Annotated in this window: 14 protein-coding genes; 1 reads left to right on the forward strand and 13 read right to left on the reverse strand. The window is 69.0% G+C overall.

Annotated elements, in window-relative coordinates:
• The first annotated feature begins 140 nt into the window (after positions 1-140).
• On the forward strand, positions 141-389 hold the full coding sequence (locus EV670_RS09950) for a cupin domain-containing protein (protein ID WP_130431721.1): 249 nt from the start codon (positions 141-143) through the stop codon (positions 387-389).
• A 129-nt stretch (positions 390-518) separates the two neighbouring features.
• On the opposite strand, the gene EV670_RS09955 is transcribed toward EV670_RS09950, so the two are convergent.
• The 13 genes from EV670_RS09955 to EV670_RS10015 form a co-directional block, all read right to left on the reverse strand.
• Positions 519-1,745 carry a capsule biosynthesis protein gene (locus EV670_RS09955; protein ID WP_130431722.1) on the reverse strand — a complete coding sequence of 409 codons (1,227 nt, stop codon included), beginning with the start codon at positions 1,743-1,745 and terminating at the stop codon, positions 519-521.
• Positions 1,746-1,955: 210 nt separating this feature from the next.
• Positions 1,956-3,935 (reverse strand): capsular polysaccharide biosynthesis protein, encoded by a 1,980-nt coding sequence (locus tag EV670_RS09960; protein ID WP_207225051.1) that lies wholly within the window; start codon positions 3,933-3,935, stop codon positions 1,956-1,958.
• The gene (locus EV670_RS09965) at positions 3,932-4,675 is read right to left on the reverse strand and encodes an SGNH/GDSL hydrolase family protein (protein ID WP_165393292.1); all 744 of its coding nucleotides are present in this window, start codon (positions 4,673-4,675) and stop codon (positions 3,932-3,934) included. The genes EV670_RS09960 and EV670_RS09965 overlap by 4 nt, the downstream gene beginning before the upstream one ends.
• Positions 4,672-6,144 carry an alginate O-acetyltransferase AlgX-related protein gene (locus tag EV670_RS09970; RefSeq protein WP_130431724.1) on the reverse strand — a complete coding sequence of 491 codons (1,473 nt, stop codon included), beginning with the start codon at positions 6,142-6,144 and terminating at the stop codon, positions 4,672-4,674. Before EV670_RS09970 ends, EV670_RS09965 begins: the two co-directional genes overlap by 4 nt.
• On the reverse strand, positions 6,141-7,160 hold the full coding sequence (locus EV670_RS09975; protein WP_130431725.1) for a glycosyltransferase: 1,020 nt from the start codon (positions 7,158-7,160) through the stop codon (positions 6,141-6,143). The genes EV670_RS09970 and EV670_RS09975 overlap by 4 nt, the downstream gene beginning before the upstream one ends.
• A gap of 81 nt (positions 7,161-7,241) precedes the next feature.
• Positions 7,242-8,465, reverse strand: coding sequence for a glycosyltransferase family 2 protein (locus EV670_RS09980; protein WP_130431726.1), 1,224 nt, complete (start codon positions 8,463-8,465; stop codon positions 7,242-7,244).
• 189 nt (positions 8,466-8,654) lie between these two features.
• Positions 8,655-9,818: an alginate O-acetyltransferase AlgX-related protein gene (locus tag EV670_RS09985; protein ID WP_130431727.1), complete on the reverse strand. Its 1,164-nt coding sequence runs from the start codon at positions 9,816-9,818 to the stop codon at positions 8,655-8,657.
• A gap of 124 nt (positions 9,819-9,942) precedes the next feature.
• A complete protein-coding gene (locus EV670_RS09990; RefSeq protein ID WP_130431728.1) occupies positions 9,943-11,220 on the reverse strand; it encodes a hypothetical protein in 1,278 nt (425 codons plus the stop codon).
• 38 nt (positions 11,221-11,258) lie between these two features.
• On the reverse strand, positions 11,259-12,422 hold the full coding sequence (locus EV670_RS09995; protein ID WP_130431729.1) for a polysaccharide pyruvyl transferase family protein: 1,164 nt from the start codon (positions 12,420-12,422) through the stop codon (positions 11,259-11,261).
• Complete coding sequence (locus EV670_RS10000; RefSeq protein ID WP_130431730.1) at positions 12,419-13,681, reverse strand: glycosyltransferase family 4 protein; 1,263 nt, start codon at positions 13,679-13,681, stop codon at positions 12,419-12,421. The genes EV670_RS09995 and EV670_RS10000 overlap by 4 nt, the downstream gene beginning before the upstream one ends.
• A 22-nt stretch (positions 13,682-13,703) precedes the next feature.
• Complete coding sequence (locus EV670_RS10005) at positions 13,704-15,545, reverse strand: glycosyltransferase (protein WP_130431731.1); 1,842 nt, start codon at positions 15,543-15,545, stop codon at positions 13,704-13,706.
• Positions 15,542-17,899 (reverse strand): glycosyltransferase family 2 protein, encoded by a 2,358-nt coding sequence (locus tag EV670_RS10010; RefSeq protein WP_130431732.1) that lies wholly within the window; start codon positions 17,897-17,899, stop codon positions 15,542-15,544. Before EV670_RS10010 ends, EV670_RS10005 begins: the two co-directional genes overlap by 4 nt.
• Before the next feature lie 7 nt (positions 17,900-17,906).
• Positions 17,907-19,610 (reverse strand): polysaccharide biosynthesis/export family protein, encoded by a 1,704-nt coding sequence (locus tag EV670_RS10015; protein ID WP_130431733.1) that lies wholly within the window; start codon positions 19,608-19,610, stop codon positions 17,907-17,909.
• Between the last annotated feature and the right edge of the window lies 1 nt (position 19,611).

Raw genomic sequence — 19,611 nt, forward strand, 5'->3', positions numbered from 1 at the left:
CCCCGGCCGTTCGCGGCCGCGGGGGGGGGTGGCGGGTTTGTTGGTCCCCCCCCCCGGGGGCCCCCCCCCCCCCCCCCCCCCCGCCCCCCCCGGCCCGGGCGCGAGCCCTCCGGTAGCGTTAACAGGCCCTAGTCGAGCACATGGAGCGCAGCCACCCCGGCATGCACACCACCGACACCATCGACTTCGAATACATCGTCTCGGGCGAGGTCTGGCTCGAACTGGACGATGGCGTCGCGGTGCATCTGCGCGCCGGCGACACCGTGGTCCAGAACGGCACCCGCCACGCATGGCGCAACCGGGGCAGCGAGCCGTGCCTCATCGTCGTGTTCATGCTCGGCGTGGCGCGCCAGCCGTCGGGCCTGGAGGTCGCGCGCCTGGCGGGTTGAGGCCGGGCCGGCCAGGCCCGAGCCGCTGCACACAGTTGAAGCGCGTTCAGCGATAGCCTCGCCACTCCCTGAGCGTCGAACCGAACTGCAACGGCGCCGCTGTTGCAGCGGCGCCGGAGACGCGAAGGCTCAGGCCGCGTAGCGACGCGACGAGCCCAGCGGTGCGAGTTCCTGCGGGCGCGACACCTCGACCGGCGCGGCCAGCAGGTGAGCCAGGCCCGGCGCCGCGGCATAGAAGCTCGCGTTGAGTTGCGTGTGGCGCTGCAGGTGGGCGCGGAAGCGCGCGAACAGGGCCGCATCCGGCACGGCGGCCGTGCGCCAGAAGCTGCTCAGCCCTGCGCCGTGGACCAGGCCCGGGATCGCGTAGAAGCTCTCGCCGAGCACGCAGACCGGCGCCCGGTGGTACATCGCCTGCAGTCCCACCGTGCTGTTGACCGTGACCACGCCGCGCGTATGGCGCAGCAGCGTGGGCAGGTGCAGGTCGTGCACGTAGTGGATGCGGCCCTCGAGCCCGAACTCGCGCGCGCGCTGGCGCAGCAGCGAGGAGTAGTCGCTGTAGGCCCGATCCATCGGGTGGTGCTTGACCACCAGGTGGGTATCGGCCGGCGCGTGGTCGGCAAAGGAGGCCAGCACCGCGTCGATCGCCGTCGTCATCGACCCGAACGGCGAGTGGTGCGTGACCTGGCTGTCGTTGGCGACCTGGAGCGGGAACAGGTACCAGCGGCGTGCCGTCTCGGGCGCGCACAGCCGGGCGAGTTCATGGCGCTGCGACCACGCGTAGCGGAGCTTGCGCAAGCCGCTGCGCACCCAGCGCAGTGGCTCGGTGATCGGGTTCAGCGCCCGGTGGTGCGGCAGCGAGCCGAAGAAGGGCCGCGCCACCGTGCTCGTGAAGCTGTACTGGATCGCGATCCAGGCCGTGCGCCGGAAGCGCTGGCCGGTCGGTGCCGGCTTGGGCATGCGCGGGCGGCGCTCGCCGTAGGCCTTGGCCTCGCGCGGCAGCGGCGACCAGGCGTTGACGCCACCGGTCTCCAGCGTCACGAAGTCGGGCCGCAGGTAGCCTTCCTCGAAGACGTAGCAGCGCACGCCGAGTTCGCGTGCCACCGCGATCGCGGCCTCGTGCACCGGTCGCACCTGCCCGAACAGCACGATCGCGTCGATGCGGCGTGATTGCAGTCGCTGGGCCAGCCACCCGGACCATTGATCGAGCGTGCCGTTGTAGCGGTCGGCCGGGCGGCGGCCATAGAACCAGGCATCGCCGCCGTTGAAGTGCACCTTGCTCACGCCGATGCCGTGCTGCTCGAGCACGTCGGCCAGGTTCGCGAAGAACGGTCCCATCGGCCCCTGCAACAGGAGCACCCGGCGCTCCTGGAGCAGCGCTCTCAGGGACAGGGGCGGGAATGCAGCGGCGGTCGGCGCGGTGGGCGTCGGCAATTCGAATCCAGCTTCAGGCGTTCGGCCGCTCCTCCCTGTGAGTCGCTGGATTCCGCCCGGATTTCTTTGTGCCTCGATTGTGCGGCACAGCAATTTCGCCTCGCGTGGCGAAATTCACGCTGCCGCCGTCGGCAATCAGCGGTTACGCCAGCGAGCCCAAAAACGCCACGCGCGACGCCATGCCGAGGTGGGCGGCGTCGGCTCGGTGCGCCACTGCAGCAGCTCGTCGAGGGCGCGCTCCGCGCTGGTGAAGCGACCGGTCGTGCGGCTCACGTAGGTCGGGTGCAGCAGCAGCGTCGCCGCCACCAGTTCATCGAGCGACAGGCGGCGCGTGCGGCGCGGGTGCGGCGCGGCGTCCGTCGTCAGGCCCCAGCCGCTATAGAAAGGCTGGCCGTGGCAATGCACGCGGCGACCGCGCAGCAGCGCCTCGAAGCCGGCCAGCGAGGTGATCACGTGCACCTCCTCGGCCGCTTCGAGCAGGCGGTGGATCGGCGCGTCGCTGACGATCTCGTCGCACCAGCGGTGCGCCTCGTCCTCGTCCTCGCCGCGACGGCGCAGCCGGGCCACCACGTCCGGGTGCGGCTTGTAGACCAGCCAGGCCTCGGGCCGCGCCGCGCGCGCGGCCTTCAAAAGGTCGATGTTGCGGCGCAGCGCATTTGCCCCCCAGGCGATCGATGCATCGCTCTCGACCTGGCCCACCGCCAGCACCATCGGCCGCCCATCCGCAGGCGGCTGCCAGTCGCCGGTGCCGACGTTGTACTTGCTCAGGCCGGCACCGACGATGCGCTCGCGCAGCGCCCGCGCGCGTGCCAGCAAGGGCCCATCGAAGCGGGCATTCGCCAGCAAGTCCTCGAGCTCGCTCGGCGCGCTCGCGTCGTAGTAGATGCCGCTGCGGTCCATCACCCACGACAGCGGCCGCACCAGGTCGGCACCAAGGCCCACCGAGCGCAGGAAGCCGTCTTCGAGCCGCACCACCTCGTGTCGCGATCCGGCCAGCGGTCGCCGGCCCCAGACCGCCAGCGTCGCGCCCTCGGGCACCTGCGCCTCGCGCCGCACGAAGCTCACTTCGCTGCCGCCGAAATAGGCGCGCACGATCGGCTTCTTCCAGCGCGAGAAGCCGAGCGCGTGCACCGCAGGTGCGAAGCGCTCGCGCTGGCGCCGCTGCAGCGCCATCCACTCGACGAGGCGCTCGGCCTCGCAACGCAGGCCGGTCTCGGGATCCAGATAGCGCGGATAGCGCAGCAGCGCGGCGTGCACCAGCTGCTCCGGCGCGGCCGGCGCGCGGCGCGCCGGCGCTGCCTGCTCGTCGCGCGTCAGTCCCCAGCCCGCATAGAAGGGCATGCCGAAGCAGCGCACCGGCTTGTCGCCCCACAGCAGCGCCTCGAAGCCGACCTGCGAGGTCACGGTGTAGACCGCCTGCGCCGCATCGAGCAGGGCCGGCACATGGCAGTCCTGCGCCACCAGTTGCACGCGCGCCGCCTGGCCGGCGCTGAGCGCGCCGAAGTGGCCCTGCTTGCGGCCGGCGATCACGTCGGGATGCACCTTCAGCGCGATCGTCGCCTGCGGGTGCTCGTCGAGCGCGGCCTCGAGCATGCGGGCAAAGGAGCCGGCATCGGCCAGGCCGAAGGCAATCGACGCATCACCCGCGGTCTGGTCGATCACCAGCACCGCGCCCGGCGCCAGCAGGTCGCGCCGCTCGCGTGCATGGTTGTACTTGGAGAGCCGCCCGCCGCGCCACGCCGTGGCCAGGTCGCGAGCGCGCTGCGCCTGCGCGGCGTCGAGCGGCGCCTGCACCAACTGCTCCAGCTCCGAGGCGCAGGTCGCGTCGTAGTAGACGCCTAGGCGGTCGACCACCACCGACAGCGGCGGCTCGCGGTGGCCGAGTTCGACCGAGCGCAGGAAGCCGTCCTCGATCTGCCAGCTCGGCACGCCGTGCGCGGCGGCAAAGCGCTGTGCCGCCTGCGCGCTCGGCTTGCGGCCCCAGGCCAGCACCGCGCGCAACTGCGGATCGGCCGCGCGCACCAGCCGGTGATCGTCGAACAGCGCGGGCAGCGTCGCCACGCGCGCCAGCCCCGGCGTGACCAGCGCCAGCGCCGGCCGCGGATCGGCGCTCACGGCGAGCTCGTGCGAACGCAGCGCCCGCCGTCGATCACGGCCTTGACGCGCTGGAAGATCAGCGCATGGCCGGCATCGTTGGGATGCACGCCGTCGCCCGCGTCGTAGGCGGGCGCGAGCCGGCCATCGGGGCCGGCCAGTGCCTCGCGCAACTCGACGAAGCAGTCGCCGGCAGCGGCGCGCAGCCCGGCGTCGATCTGCGGCATCTGCGCCAGCTGGGCTGGTGTCAGCGCGCGCGGCTGGGTCGAGAGCAGCAGCACCGCCGCGCCGCGCGCCTGCGCCGCGGCGCGGATCGCCAGCAGGTTGCGCAGCGTCTCGTCGACCGCGTAGCCGAGCGCGGTGTCGTTGCTCGGGTAGGACACCAGCACCAGCTTCGGCGTGCCTGCGAGCGCGGCGTCGATGTTGATCGCCGCATCCGGCGTCGGGCGGCCGGCCACCGGCGTCGCGCTCGCAGGCAGGCCGTGGTACGTGGTCGTGCCGCCAAGAGCCAGGTTGGCGATCTGCACGCTCCGGCCCTGCATCGCCGACTGCAGTTGCGCGACCCAGGCCTTGCCGCTGCTGGCGCCGGCGCCGGCGGCGCTCGACGAGCCGATCACGGCCCAGTTGCCTGGTGCCACCAGTCGCGGCACCGGCGGCGGCAGCTGCGCTTCGGCGGTTGCGGCGTCGGAGCCGCCGCCGCAGGCCACCAGCGCCAGCATGACCGCGGCGAGCGCGGCGTGGTGCAGCAGGCGGCGGGTCATGCGCAGGCTCCGAGCATCGCGAAGTAGGGTGTGTCGGCGGCGTCGGTCGGTCCGGTTTGTAGCAGCGCCTGCACATGCGCACGCAGCCCCTCGCTGGCCTCTGCCAGCTTGGCGGCCACGCGCCCGCGCGTGTCGAAGTCGGTTCGCGGCGGCTCCACCAGGAAGCGCCCGTTGGACTGCAGCAGCAGCGCGCCCGGCTGCTCGTGGCGCACCAGGGCCGGGTCCACATGACCCGCGCTGTGCACGAACACGCATCGCTTGAACAGGCGCCGCAGGTACTTGAGCATCGTGTAGCCCGAGGAGGCGCCGAACATCAGCAGCGAGTCATCGAGCGGCGCGTCGGCTTGCTCGAAGATCATCACGCGGCCGAAGTTGGGCAGGCGGTTGTCGAAGCGCGCGCCCTCGTAGGGACTGTGGCCGACCAGGAACTCGGTGGGCGCGTAGACCGGCGGATCGAACTTGAGCCCGAGGTCGCCCGCGTTGCGGATCACGCGGTAGCTGTCGGCCTCGAACGCGGCCCGTGCGAGCGCGGCGTCGAAGCCCAGCGCCTCGATCGCCGCCAGCACCGCCTGCAGCGCGCCGCGGTCGGTCCAGTGGGTGTCGGTCCGCATGAAGCAGGCCTCGGGCGCGGGCTGCGCCGCCAGCAGGGCCGCGCCATCGACCACGTGATGCTCCGGTCGCGCCAGCGCCAGCACCTGGTCGAGCACGGTCAGCGGCGCGCGCGGGTGCGGGTAGTGCTGCGGCAGCACCTGCTCCTTGGACGGCGCGATCACCAGCGCGTGGCGTGCGTGCACCGAGGCGGCGAGCGCCAGGCCCTGGTCCAGGTAGGCCTGCCACTGGTCCAGCGCCGGCTCGTCGAGCAGCAGGCGGCCGGTGAACTGGTCGACGCTGCGGTTGGAGTCGTTGTCGAGGAACAGCCAGCCTTCGGTGCCATGCAGCACCTTCAAGGGCGGCGGGCCGGGCGGTGCGGCCGGGGCCGGGGTGGCCGTTGGTGCGGCTGCTGGTGCGGCTTCTCGCGCGGCAGGCGCTGCGGCAGAGGTCGGCACCGCCACCAGGCGCAAGGCGGGCCGGCCAATGTTCCAGCGCGAGATCCACATCACAGCTTCGCCGAGCGCGTAGCCCAGCTCCCAGACGCCGTCCGCCAGCTGCACATGGGCCAGGTAGCCGCAGCGCAGCTGCGGATGCCCGCCCGGCTCCTGCGCCAGTACCTTGCTGATCACGTCCTTGCGCTCGACGTTGAGCGGCAGCACGAAGGCCGGCGTCTCGGCATCGACCTGCCGCAGCCACAGCTGTACCGGCCGCTGCGCCGAAACCAGCTGCGCGGGCGGCAGCACCCAGCCCTCGATGCGCAGGCCCAGGGTGGCGTCGCGCACGACCTTGTCGTTGCGCGGCAGGTCCAGCGACCACTGCCAATCCTGGTGGCCGCTCAGCAGCAAGGGCTGGCGCTTGAACGTGGCTTCTTCGGTCATGACTGAAGGCAAAGGGGCTGGTCGGCTTGCGAGGGCGCCGCCGTGCCGGCCGGCGACGCCTGCTGCCACGCGCGTTGCTGCGCGGCCCGCGCGAGCCGCTGCATGCGCCCGGGATCGCGGGCCAGCGCCAGCAGCGTGTCGGCCCAGACCTCGGGGTCGTTGGGCAGCAGCAGGCCGTCATTGTCGTGGCGGATGAACTCGGCAAACACCGGGCCGTCGCTGGCCAGGGTGGCGGCGCCCATGCGCGCGTAGTCGAAGAACTTCACCGGGCCGCGCCCCGCGTTGAAGCCACCCGCCAGCAGCGGCGCCAGGCCGATGTCGGCGCGCACCGAGCGCGTGTGCGCCAGGTAGTTGGGCCAGCTCATCGGATGCAGGATGGTGGTGCGCGGCAGCTCACGGAAGAGCCGGTTGATCGAGTGGTCGCCGATCAGCTCGACATGCACGTTGGGCGCCTGCTCCAGCACCTCGGCCAGGATCGGCCGCAGCCATTCGAGCTCGGCGCGGTGCGCCGCGGAGCCGTGATACGCGATGCGCAGGCTCAGCGCCTGCGCGCCGCGCAGCAGCTCGGGCGCCGGCGACAGCGGCACCACGCGCGCCTGCAGCGCGGCGTACTTGCGCGCCAGCGCCGGGGTCGAGACCCAGAACTCGTCGCAGTGCTGCAGCAGCCAATCGCGGTGCGCTCCAGCCTGGGCTCGGAGCTTGTCGGCGTAGGCCTTGGGCAGTTCGGCGAGCACGCTCTCATCGAGCAGGTCGTCGTCCATGAAATAGACGAGTCGCTGCGTGCCGCGCACCGGGCGCGCAAAGCGGCGGCGCGTCTCGCGGTCCACATAGCGAACGATCACCGCCTGCGCCGGCGTGCACAGGACGTGGCCCTGCCATTCGCCCTCATGCCCCAGGGCGTCGGCGAAGTAGGCGAGGGTCGAGCCCAACCGGGCCTGCGCCGCGTCGGGCGCCGCAGACGCGCGCGGCCACAGCTTGTTGCGCAAGCGCGCCAGCAGGCCGGCGGAAAGTTTCATTGGTGCACCCTTCGGCCTGCGGCCTGTCCCGCCAAGCGGGAGCGAGCTTGCTTGGGGCGGCCCGGCACGGCGCTCATGCGCTCAGGCGATGACATGCGTGTCCCGGGCCAGCGCCGTCGGGTTGGCGCAGGCGCGCACGTGGACCACGTCGCCGGCCTGCAGCGGCGCGTCGAAGCGGAAATGAAAACCGGCCCGGCCGCTGCGCGACACGCCCGCCTTGACCAAGTCCGGACGCTGCAGGTCGGCGACGCACTGGCCCTGCCAGTGGCCGTTGACGTAGATCTTGACGCTCAGCGTGGCCGGGTCATCGGCCGCCGCGTCGGCCAACCAGCCGACCACGCCGCGCGGCGACACCGCATCCACCGCGCCGCGCACCTGCAGGTGAAAGTGAGAGCCCTCGCGCAACTGGCGGTCGAGTCCTGCCATGGCGGCCTGCAGCTCATCGCTGTGGGCCAGCATCAGCTCGCAGCGATCGTCGTTGATGTCGTGCGCCTTGAAGAAGCCGGGCGCGTCCCAGTTGAGCGGGATGGCCGACTCGGCGCTGCGCCGCGCGACCTTGGCCTCGTATTCCGCGCGCGACTTGATGACGTAGTGGTGCACCCGCAAGGCGCCGCCGATGGGAGAAGCAAACGCGGTGGCGTGGCGCACCGGGTTCTTCTTGTGCGGGTGGTCCACGAACTGCGCTTCCTGCAGGGCGCCGTTGAGGTACTGGTAGCCCTCGGCCAGCAGCGCGTTGTGCACGAAGAACTTGCTGCAGGCGCTGGCCCGCACCGCCGTCTTGATGTGCATGTTGATGCTGCGCTGCGTGTCGGACGCGTGCGTCATGAAGCGCTGGGTGACCGGCTCGGCCCCGGCCTCGACATGGCCGTTGGACCCGAACAGCCGCCAGTGCATGCCCACCGCGCCGACCTTGCGCCGGGCAAAGGCCTTGCGCAGCAGGGTGCCGGCGGTGCGGCCGGGCGCTTCGCTGACCACGAACTCGTCGAGGTCCACAAAGCACAGCACCGCATCCTTGCTGCCCGGCAGGCCGAGCAGGCGCTCGTAGGCCACGACCTGGAAGCGATCGCACTTGCCGATGTGCAGCAGCTCGCACAGCCCCAACTGGGCCAGCGCCTCCAGATACTCCGCCGTGCCGTCAGTGCTGCCGTTGTCCACCACCGCCAGCCGATCAAAGCCCTGCAGGCGATGCCAGGCCGTCCACTCGTGGACGGCAGCCATTTCGTTCTTGGCGATGGCGGCGAGGATCAGCGGGCTTCTGCTGCGCGGCGTGAACGCGGCGCGCAGGGAGCTCAGAACGGCTTGCATGAAAGACGGAGGGGTCAGGAGCGCTCGGCTTGCTTGACGTGGACGGTGAGGCGGTCGGGCAAGGGTCGGGCTAGGTAGACAGGGATAGCGCACGCTGGCGTGCGGTCTCGAGCGAGTCGCTAGCGGCGCCGAGCACCACCCGTGGCGCGACGAAAGAACTGCAACCCGGGTTCCGAACTGCAGTCGGACTCATTGCGCTGGAACGGCGCGCAGAAATCGCTCGATCGTCTGGCAGATCACGATGTCCGGCGAAACCTTCGAAACGTAGTCCTCGTCGAGTTCTGGATCCCAACAGAAGTGGAATTCGGCGAAGAGATGAGAGAACCACCATGACAGTTGTGTCGAAGCCCCGCCTCGCTCGAAGAAGGAGTTGGCCATCGCAACCACGCGATGGGGAAAGGGAGCTGCGGCATTCTTCCAAACGCGGCGCATACCCTTGTGCCCCGAGGACGGATCGACGGAGTCGACCACAACCGGATGCGAGGATCGCCCGGCGAAGCTGACCCGAGTTGCCAGCCGCACGAGTTCGCGCTGATCGCCAGCAAATCGTCCGGCCAGATCGCCGCGCAGCAGACGGTCCTCGAACTCCAGGGTGGGCTCATCAAAGGACAAGTCCAGCGCATTCATCACTTGCACAACGACGCGACGCGCACCCTCAGTCGAGAGGTGTGAATCCCGTAGCTGGAAGCAGTCGATCGCTTCCTGGAGCGCATCGCCGAAGTCCACGGAGACGAGGCTACCTTTCGTACCATCGAGCACGCAGGCGGCGGAGGTGAGCACCTCCTGCATTAGCGGCGAAGGCCCCGCCACGTCGAAGGGACAGAACCAGCGGAGTGCCGAGGACTTCTCTGGGAGGACGATCTGTGCGTAGCGGCAGCCTCGAGCAGCGAGCGCTTCGGCGCGACGATGAAACAGTTCTGCCCAGCGCTCGGGAAGATCGCGTGGGGGCAGCCCGTAGAGCTCCTTTACGCGGTTCGTGCCCTGCCCTAGAAATAGGTGGCCATTGCGGCCGCAGATAACGTCGCCGTCCTCGGACACCTGCCCGAATCCGAATGCTTGGGCGGCAAGTGCGGCGGGTGGGGCGTCGCTTGATTCATCTGTAGCAGTTGGACCTTCGATGAGATTCGCCCAGCGCGTCAACGCCGCCCGCTGAGACCGCGGGAGCCGCGCCACTTGAGCAGCGAGCCGTAGCAGGCCCCAGATCGGCAGGATGAGCAGCGCGCCGGAGGAACTTAGTGCCTCGACCTGCAGCGTGCCGTTGTCGAGTGCCTCGACCGAAACGACCCGTACTGGGGTTATCTCGAAGTGCTGGGTGAGGCTTCCGCCAGAGGCTTCCTCGCGGACGACTCTCACTATGGCCTCGGCATCAAGAGCACCGTGACGAAGCAACCTAAGGCGACCGGGCGTCGGACTGTCCCACTGGACCCAGCCAGCCAGCGATTCGCCTAGGACGTAACCGATAGTCCCCTGGAGACGGTTACTCACCCGTATGGCCCCTCAAATCGATCACGACGTCCTCGGTGAAGTTCTTTCCGACGTGGAGGTCACGGTCAGCGTCATAGCCGACTTGAGCGCGAATCCGTCGCTCGAAGTCCTGCCGATCCCATTGCCGCAGGACTACGGCCGTGTCTGGCGAAGCAGCCTTCAGGCCAGGGTGCGCCGAACGACGCCCCACGCTGTCATAGGCATAGGACCTGATCCGATCATCGGCATAGGCCGTGCGCTCGACGATACGTGCGACATCCGTGCGCGTAGTTCGGCAGGCGTACTTGAGATGAAACATCACAAAGCCGGTTCCGGACGGAGCAAACCGAGGAGGAACTTGGCAATAGTGGAAGCCGATGTCGAGGTTCACCGTGCCGCGTGTGATGTGAGGCTTGCACATGCCACTGTTCGGCACGGCGTAACGCCGTTGGCCCAGGAGCGGCGCAGCGTGGTCGAAGTCAGCCTCGTTCGCACCTTGGATGATGTCCAGGCCAAGACTGAAGCTGATCTCTGGTAGTTCTGGATCGCCAAGTCTGTCGGCAAGGGTGCGACATCCAATTCCGTCGGGCGATTCAACAAATATCAGTTCATCAACGTCCGCGACAATGACCCACTCGTAGTACGCGGCCAATCCGCGAGCCATGCCAGAGAGAAGTTGGCTTCGGGCGAAGTCGTCGAAGGCAAAGCCCCTCAGCCCGGTGATCCCTCCAAGCCGTTCGCCGTCGAAGGACTCGGGCTGTGGAGTCACCACGTAGATGAAGGCCGTGTCACCCAACTGCTGTTCGTAGTGCCGTCGGAAGACCTCGAACCAGCCACCGCTGTCATTGGCATAAGTGATGACGCATGCTCGCTGCCGCTTTACGGCGGAGCGGATATGGGGTCGAGTCCCATACTCGACAGCTCGACGGAAAGCCTCCCGATGCGGACCGGGCAATAGCTTGAAGGTGGAACCCAGCCTAGCCAAGTCGAGCGATCGCATCTTGAGCGTTTCCTGCAGCGGACCAAAGATGCGAAAGGCCTTCTCTCGGCCATCGGCCAAGAGCAACAGTTGCAGCGAACCGTCAACAACCGAGAGCGCTTGGTCAGACGAGGCTAAAGCGAGACTCCAGTAGCGCTTGCCCGAGATTGCAGCCTCGAAGCGAATATCGGCGAAGGACCAGGATGCCAAGGTCTTGTCTGCCGCGCGGAGCAGCAGTTTGAGGTCAGGGCTAAAGCAGGTCTCATCCATCCAGCCGATGAGTACATGCTCCTGTTGGCGCTCAATGATCATGTTTTGGTTGATCGCATGGGCGATTCATAGAGCCAGGATTAGGTCAGGCGCGCGTTGCACTGCAGGTGCTCGGAGGGCTGCAGTTCATTGGCCTGGAGGAAGTGGGTGTACTCGACAGCCTTGACTAGCCGTGCCTGGTCGAAGCGCTCGGCGTCATCGCCCGACCAAGCAGCACGGGCGACCAGTTCGTCGGCGCCGAGGCCGGCTGCCTCCGTCATCCTCATATGCTTCACGGCCGTCCCAAGGCAAAGCTCTTCGGTGCGGCTATCGATGGTGATCACGCAGCCGGGACGGCCGGCTTGAATCGCTAGCGCGACGCCGTGGTACCGCGGCCCGATTGCAAGGTCGAAGCGTCTCAACGCGCGTAGCCAAGTTGCCGGATCGACATAGATCCCGGCATAGCGGCGATACCACTCCAGCAACTCCTCGAAGCCGAAGCGTTGGCCGTAGACCTCCAGGAAGCGGGCTTTTGCCTGGGGAGAGATCGCATCGACCTCACCAAAGGCAAACTGCAGCATCGATTCCGGATGCTGAATGATGTACTCGCCTTGGTAAGCGTCGACGATGTCGACGAGCACGCGCTCCAGTGAGGCCGAGGGGCCGTGCCAAGGGTTGCCCGCCGCGACAGCAACCCGTTGCACTTCGCGACGCTGCTGCGTCGCGACGATGGACGCACCCAGATCGCGGACTGGCGAGATGTGAAGCGAAGGGCAGCCTATCGCCAGCGACGGCACCTCATGTCCCAGAAGCACATCTTGAGTGAAGGTCCCTCGAACGGCGATGTTGGTCTCGGACGAGCGGTTCAATCGCTTAACGAGTTGCAGGAAGCGCACAGTTCCCGCTGGAATCTCAGGCGCCACATTCAGGGTGTCGGACTGTGCTCCTAGGCCAAGCAGGGTTACCGGGAGATCGAATTGTTCGAGCCGGTCCGCCCAGGACCCCAAGTCAGCGTGCTTGCCAAGTTGGTTGGCACAGCAGATGACAAGGTGATCAACCCGCTCTCGGACGACGCTCGGAGTCCAGCCCCAGCCGATCCTGGTGATCGGATTGCCAAGGATCTTGCGGGCCGCATGCACGAAAGCGACGTTGCCCGTGTTGCCACCGGTCGCCTTCATGACTTCGGCTGCAGACGCCGTCTCGAACTTTGTTCCGATGAAAGTTGGGATGTCCTGCAGGTTATCGATCAGTCCGACTCGTTTCATTGCTGGGCCTCGACGAAGTTTGAAGACAGATGGGCGCTAGCGATCTTCTGGTGTGACTTCGGCTTCTGGATGCCGGCCGAGAGTTCGCCGAAGCTGCGTGGTGCTTCAAGCAACGTGCGCTGCCAAGCCAGCACGTTCCCCGCGCTGACATGGAGTCCATCGATGCCATCTCGAACCTTTTCGCGCATCCCGCCGATATCCGACACCAGCAGCGGCCGCCCGCAGACAAACGCCTCCTGGATCACCATCGGCGAGTTCTCCCACCAGATCGACGGCACGACGACCCAGTCGACGCCGGCCATGCGGGTGCGCAGTTCGTGCGGCTGGTAGGCGCCGGCCCAGACGACCACGCCCTGCTTGATCAGCGGCTCGGCGAGCGCCTTGACCTTCTCCTGGAACTCCGGCGCCTGCTGCTCGAGGTTGGCGCCGTGCACTTCGAGCACGATCTTCTTACGCTCGGCCTTGGGCATCTGGCTCAGGGCTTCGAGCACCACGTGCAGGCCCTTGAAGGGGTTGATCTGGCCGAAGAAGCCAAAGCGGTTGCGCGTCTCGCCCTCGGCCAGCGGACGCGGCTCCAGCGCCGGCTCGTCGCTCTGGCCGTTCTCGATGACGACGATCTGCTCGGGCTTGAGGCCCCAGGCGATGTAGCGCTGGCGCAGAAACTCCGAGGGCGAGACGAACTGGTCGACCAGCTCGAAGTGGCTCTGGAAGTAGTGCTTGCGCAGCCAGAAGTCCTCGGCCGTCTTCTGCGGAAAGCATTGCCGGCAGTCGTCGTAGCTCTCGCGGCTGCAGAGCTTGAAGCTGCCGGTCTTGATCATCTGGCCGTTGTTGCTGCAGATGGCCATGTACTCGTGCAGCGTCATCACGATGCGGATGCTCGGATCCACCTGCTTGATCACGCGCAGGTATTCCAGCCCGAGGTGCGCGTAGTGGTGGGTGTGCACCACGGTCGGCTTGAGGGCGCGGATCAGGTCGGCAAACCAGGTGGTCAGCGAGTCCTGGTGCGCGGCCTTCATCAGGTGCCAGTCGTGCACCGCCTGTTCCCACAGGTACTCGTTGGGCCGGCGCAGGTTGATGTGGCCGCTGGGGCCACGGCCGCGGTCGGCGCGGCCGAGGTACCAGGCCTCCTCGATCTGCTCGCTGTCGCGGTAGGCCTTGAAGAGGTTGTAGGCGGCGATCTCGCCGCCGCCGAGGCTGAAGTCCGGGTGGGCGTGCGCCATCACCAGGATGCGTTCTTGTCTGTTGCTGCTATGACTCATGACTGCTCTTCGTGCGCGCGCTTCAGGCGGCCTGGGGCCGTTGTTCGCCCTGTTCGATGAACGCGCCCCAGCGGGTCTGGTGGCGCACGGCGTTGTAGATCACCACGCGGGTGCGGAACTCGTCCTGCCCGAGCAGCTTGAAGGACTGCCGCTCCAGGTGCGTCAGTTGCACCGTGGGCAGGTAGGCCACGTCGAGCCCGGCCGTCTGCAGCTTGAGGCAGAGGTCGGAGTCCTCGAAGTCGCCGATCAGGTAGCCGGTGTCCCAGCCGCCGATGCGGTCGAAGTCGGCGCGGCGCATCGCCATGCAGGCGCCGGTGATGGCGCGCATGGTGGTCAGTTCGCGGTGCGGGTCGAGCGCGGCGTCGAGGCCCATGCGGGGGTGGTGGTTGATCCAGATGCCCAGCTCTTCGCGGCGCATGAACTCCATGCCGCTGTGCTGGATCGAGCCGTCGCCAAACACCAGGCGCGGCCCCACCGCGCCGATCTCGGGCCGCGTCTCCAGCACCTCCACCAGGGCTTCAAGCCAGCCCGGCTTCTGCGGGAATGCGTCGCTGTTGAGAAACAGCAGGTGAAGCCCGGACGCCTGCGCAGCGCCCAGGTTGTTGGCGCCCGAGAAGCCGCGGTTGGCGTTGCCCCAGACCCACTTGAACGGCAGCCGGTACAGGCGATGCAGGGTCTCGGCCTCGGTCAGGAATCCGTCGACGAGCCGCGGGTCGTCGATGACGTAGATCAGCTCGGCATGCTTGGCGAACCAGGCGTCCTTGCAGAATTCCAGCAGCTGGTGCTCGACGAAATCGGTGCGGCCGTAGAGCGGCACGATCACGCTGACGATCGGGTCGGCCACGGCCGTGCCGAGTTCGCGCAGCTTGACCGGCAGTTCCTGCCAGGCCAACTGGCGGCGGCGCAGCAGCGGCTCGAGCACCGCCGAGTCGAACAGCGGCACGCGGCGATGCATCTCGGCCATCGGCACGCTCAGGCCGAACAGCCAGCGCGCGGCGGCCACCGGGTCGGCCGGCAGGGTGCCGCACTGCACCTCGCCCAGCGCATGCACGCCCGCCGTCGTCAGCGCCTTCAGCGTGAGCACGCGGCCGGGTGCGAGGCCGTCGAGCCGCAGGCAGAAGCCGGCGTCGCGGCAGCCGTGGATGAAGTCGTGGCCGACGGCGTCCTGCACGTCCTGGCGGAAGCGGCGGTAGGCGCCTGCGAGCGAGTGGATGGTGCCCTGGTCGTCTTCGAGCCAGACGGCGGTGCCCGGTGCCTGCACGGTCCAGCCGACGACGACCGCGTCGCCGCTCTGGCGGCAGGCGGCCGCCACTTCGAGGTAGCCGCGCGCCGCGGTGCAGGCGACCTGCGCCGCGGGGACGCGATCAATGAGCTGTTGCCACAGGGCGCCGTGCGGCGCGAGCACCGTGGCCAGCGGCGTCGCGGCAATGCCAAGCGCCAACAGCTCCTGCGCGGACAGCTCGGTGCACTTCTGCGGCTGCAGCGCGCGCGTGCCGAGCAGGCGCTGTTCCTTGTCGCGCCACTGCAGCGTCGGTGTGGGGCGCTGCGCTTGCGCCTCGACGATGAGCACGAAGCCGAGGCCGGCGCCCGAAGGCAGGCCGACGTGGGCGGCCACATCCGGACGTTCGACGCGGACGCAGCGCGCCTCGGGCGCGAACTGCTCGTGGGCCAGCGCGAGCGACAGGCCGGGCGAGGCCCAGCCGACGACGACCAGCTGCGACTCGAGGAGGTAGGCGGCATCGACATGGACCAAGGCCGCAGGCGGCGCCACCGGGGCCACCGGCACCACCGGCGCCTCGACGGGATCGGGCGTGATGATCTTGATCGGGTCCGCGATCGGCTTGCGGGGAGAGAGAAGTTTCATGCCGGTTCCGGTACTGGGTGTTCTTGGGGCTGCAGTGCGGCGGCCTGGCTCGTCGCGGCGGGGGCCGCGAGGACGAAGCCGCTCTCTTCGCGCACGTGGTGCGGGCTGTAGCAGGGGTCGTGGAGGATCGCCGTGGCCCAGCGCGCTTCCATCAGCGCGCACTCGGCCTCGAAGCGGGCTCGCTTCGCGGGCGCGAAGTCGTCGCCGCGGCTCTTGGATTCGTGGTGGTAGAGCTCGGCCCAGGGCGTCCAGAGGTTGCGCAGGCCGGCGGCCTGGGCCTTGAGGCACAGGTCGACGTCGTTGAAGGCCACCGTGAGGCCGGCCTCGTCGAGCCCGCCGAGCTGCTCGAAGACCGCGCGTCGAAGCAGCAGCACGGCTCCGGTCACGGCGCTGACGTTGTGGCTCACCAGCAGGCGGTCGAAGTAGCCGCGCGATCCGCGCGGCTGGGTCTTGAAGGCATGCCCGGCCACGCCGCCCATGCCGATCACCACGCCGGCATGCTGGATCGTGTCGTCCGGGTAGTACAGCATCGCGCCGACGCAGCCGATCTCCGGCCGCAGCGCATGGCCGACCATCTCGCCGAGCCAGCCGGGGCTGATGACCTCGACGTCGTTGTTGATGAGGCCGAGCACTTCGCCGCGCGCATGGCGGGCGGCGAAGTTGTTGATCGCCGAGTAGTTGAAGGGCCGGTCGTAGCGCAGCACGCGGATGCGGTCCGGGTGCTCGGACGCAAGCTGCTCCATGTAGGCCAGCGTCTGCGCGCAGCTGCTCTGGTTGTCGACGATCAGGATCTCGAACTGGCGGTAGCTGGTCTTCTCGAGGATCGACTCGATGCAGTTGCGCAGGATGTCGTGGCCGTCGCGCGTGGGCACGATCAGGCTCACCAGCGGCTCGGCCTGCGGGATCGGCCAGTGCTGGCGATACAGGCCCGGCGCGATCACGCTGGTGCGCACGCCGCGGCCGAGTGCGTCGAAGTGATCCTGCAGCGCGCGCCGCGCCGCCTCGGTGGCGTAGGGCTTGGCGTTGTGGCCGCCATGCGCGGTCGACTGCTCGGCCATGCGCCAGTGGTAGAGCACCTGCGGCACGTGCAGCACGTCGGCCGGATCGGCGATCTGCGCCACGCAGCGCAGCACCAGGTCGTAGTCCTGGCTGCCCTCGTAGCCCTTGCGGAAGCCGCCGATGCGCTCGAGCAGCGTGCGCCGGTACACGCCGAGGTGCGAGACGTAGTTCTGCGCGTAGAGCAGGTCGGGCGCGAAGTCGGGCTTGAAGTACGGGTTGCAGCGCTCGCCGGCCGGGCTGAGCTTGTCTTCGTCGCTGTAGACGAGCTGCGCGCTCGGGCGATGCTGCAGCGCGCGCGCCACCATGTGCAGCGCATGCGAGGGCAGCAGGTCGTCGTGGTCGAGCAGCACCGCGAACTCGTGGCCCGCCATCGCCAACGCGCTGTTGGTGGCCTCGACGATGTGGCCGTTGACCGGGCGCAGCAGCAGGCGCACGCGCGCGTCGCGCGCGGCGTACTCGGCCAGGATTTCACGCACCTGCGGGTCGGTGGAGGCGTCATCGGCGACGCAGAGCTCCCAGTGCGGGTAGCTCTGCGCAATGACGCTGTCGAGGCAGGCGCGCAGGTGATCCGGGTCGGTGTTGTAGGTCGGCGTGAGGATCGAGAAGCCCGGCCGCCAGGCCCAGCTGGCCTGCTCGGCCTGCTGCTCCGCGCGGCTCGGCAAGGCCGGCTTCTCGCACTGCTCGATCCACTCGGCGTAGTTGGCCTCGGCGTGGTCGCGCCGCTCGAAGACGTGCTGGTAGTGGCGCCAGCGCTGCAGCGGCTCGGTCGGCGCCGGAGTGGCGTCGTCGGCATAGCGCCGGTCGTTGTCGCGCAGCTTGGCGGCGATGCGGCCGTGGGCAAAGGCGGCCGAGACGCGCTTGAGCGCGAAGTGCTGGATGGCGAACTCGCCGGCCTCGTCGAGCGGGTCGAAGCGCAGCCGGGCCGGTGCCGGCACGTGGACGATGCGCTTGGCCATGCGGCCCCAGCGCAGCGGCAGCGGAGCGCTCAGCGCCTCGCTCTCGCCGCTGCCGCAGTCGAGGTACAGCTTGGCCTGGGCGCGCGCGCGCGGCAGCCGCATCTTCAGCTCGAGCATGTACCAGCCGGCGGCCAGCAGGCCGTCGAGGCGGAAATGCGGGTCGGTGCCGGTCGAGCGGTAGCCCGACGGCTCGTCGCCGAGAGGCTCGATCTGATGCGCCGGGCGCAGCGTCTCGGGACCGACGCGCCAGCGCAGTTGCGCCTGCAGGCGCGCGAGCCACCCGGCCTCGGGCAAGCCTTGCCCCGTGGCCGTCGGCGCGGCCTGCAAAGCGTCACTCATCGCTGCCTCAGAGGTCGAACAGCACTTTGGCCGCGACCGCGATCTGGTAGACGATCTGCGTGATGCCGCGCGTGATCTCGACCGTCTTGGTCTCGATCTTCGGCAGCACCAGGATCTCGTCGCCCGGACGCATGCCGTTGGACGGATCCTCGGCGACGCTGCCGTCCTGGTGCATCACCAGCAGCCGGGCCGAGTCGGCTCGCTGCGTGAACCCACCGGCGCGCTTGATGTATTCCTTGGCCGAGGTGCCTTCTTCGAACACCAGTGCGTTGGGCGCGTTGACCTCGCCGCCGACCAGCACCAGGTTGCTGTGCTCGGGCACGCGGATCACGTCGCCGTCCTCGAGCAGCGTCGACGGTGCCTGCTCCTTCTGCGCCAGCACGACCTGGCCCTTGGGCTGCACGGTCTTGGCGCGCTCGATGTACTGCAGCAGCAGTTCGGCCTCGCGCGTGCGCAGGGCGGCTTCTTCGCTGGTGGCGCTGCGCGCGGTCAGTGCGTAGGTCTCGAGGCCGCGCAGCGAGGTCTCGAGCAGTTCCTTCTGGCGCGTGGCGACCGAGCGGCGGTAGAGCTGCACGGCGTCGACGTTGGCCTGCGGCGCCGGGCGCAGACGGGCCATCGCGTCCTTGAGCCGCGAGCCGTAGGGCAGCACCAGCGTGCGCTCGCCGAGGTGGGCGCCCTCGATGCGGACCAGGATCGTGCCGGGGTACTTGTCGGAGGTGACGCTGACCTCGTCGCCGTCGGCGATGGTCACGCGCGAGGCCTCGGCCAGCGGGTAGTAGTCGCTGCGACGCTCGGCGCCAACCTTGCGCACCACGCTCAGGTGGGTCGCGCCCGGGCGCGGACGCGCCACCGCCAGCAGCTCGGCGGCGTCGACGCTGCTCTTGGAGAACTCGAAGATGTAGGGGTTCAGCACCTCGCCGCCGACCTGCACCGTGTACTGGCGCGGCGCGACGACGACGGTGTCGCCGTCCTGCAGTTGCAGCGGCTCGATCTGGCCGTCGAGCAGGAAGCGGTAGAGGTTGAACTGGGCGCGCGTCTTGCCGGCGCGGCGCACGTCGACCGCGAGGTAGCTGCCGCGCTCGGGGTCGATGCCGCCGGCCTTGTCGAGGTAGTACAGCACCGAGTCGGACGACAGCCCGCCGTAGAGGCCGGGCGCCCGCACGAAGCCGGTGACATAGACCTTGACCGGCTGTGCCGCCTCCAGCGTGGCGTAGACGCCGACGTTGGCGCGGAACACGCGCTTGATCTGCGCCTCGACGTGGTGGTTGAGGTCGCCGTTGCGCACCCCGGCCGCGTTGACCGGGCCGACGTTGGGGATGAAGACGTTGCCCTGCGGGTCGATCGCCAGCACCGCGTCGAAGTTGAAGGCGCCCCACATGCGAACGCTGATGCGGTCGCCGATCGCGAGCTGGTAGTCGGCGTTGAAGCCGTTGAAGGCCTCGGACGCGAACCGGCCGCTGAAGATCTGCGAGCCGAAGACCAGCGGCTTGGCCGCGGTGCTCGGGTCCGGCGGCATGGGCGTCGGCACGGGCGCCGGTGCCGGCGCTGGGGCCGGTGCGGCGATGGTGCGCAGTGCCGGCAGCTGGGTCGCGCCGCGCGGGCTGGTGTTCAGCGGATCGTTGGTGAGCTGGGCCTGGGCCAGGGCTGCACCAGCGGTGGCGAGCAGCGCGGCGAGAGCCCGGATCGAGCGAAGGGTGAGGCGACGGTTCATG

Source organism: Rivibacter subsaxonicus (assembly GCF_004217215.1).
In the GTDB taxonomy this organism is placed as follows: domain Bacteria; phylum Pseudomonadota; class Gammaproteobacteria; order Burkholderiales; family Burkholderiaceae_C; genus Rivibacter; species Rivibacter subsaxonicus.

Coding starts and splice junctions, on each gene's coding strand:
- EV670_RS09950 (WP_130431721.1), top strand. CDS start 141: ATGGAGCGCAGCCACCCCGGCATGCACACCACCGACACCATCGACTTC.
- EV670_RS09965 (WP_165393292.1), bottom strand. CDS start 4,675: ATGACCCGCCGCCTGCTGCACCACGCCGCGCTCGCCGCGGTCATGCTG.
- EV670_RS09970 (WP_130431724.1), bottom strand. CDS start 6,144: ATGACCGAAGAAGCCACGTTCAAGCGCCAGCCCTTGCTGCTGAGCGGC.
- EV670_RS09975 (WP_130431725.1), bottom strand. CDS start 7,160: ATGAAACTTTCCGCCGGCCTGCTGGCGCGCTTGCGCAACAAGCTGTGG.
- EV670_RS09980 (WP_130431726.1), bottom strand. CDS start 8,465: ATGCAAGCCGTTCTGAGCTCCCTGCGCGCCGCGTTCACGCCGCGCAGC.
- EV670_RS09990 (WP_130431728.1), bottom strand. CDS start 11,220: ATGATCATTGAGCGCCAACAGGAGCATGTACTCATCGGCTGGATGGAT.
- EV670_RS09995 (WP_130431729.1), bottom strand. CDS start 12,422: ATGAAACGAGTCGGACTGATCGATAACCTGCAGGACATCCCAACTTTC.
- EV670_RS10000 (WP_130431730.1), bottom strand. CDS start 13,681: ATGAGTCATAGCAGCAACAGACAAGAACGCATCCTGGTGATGGCGCAC.
- EV670_RS10005 (WP_130431731.1), bottom strand. CDS start 15,545: ATGAAACTTCTCTCTCCCCGCAAGCCGATCGCGGACCCGATCAAGATC.
- EV670_RS10010 (WP_130431732.1), bottom strand. CDS start 17,899: ATGAGTGACGCTTTGCAGGCCGCGCCGACGGCCACGGGGCAAGGCTTG.
- EV670_RS10015 (WP_130431733.1), bottom strand. CDS start 19,610: ATGAACCGTCGCCTCACCCTTCGCTCGATCCGGGCTCTCGCCGCGCTG.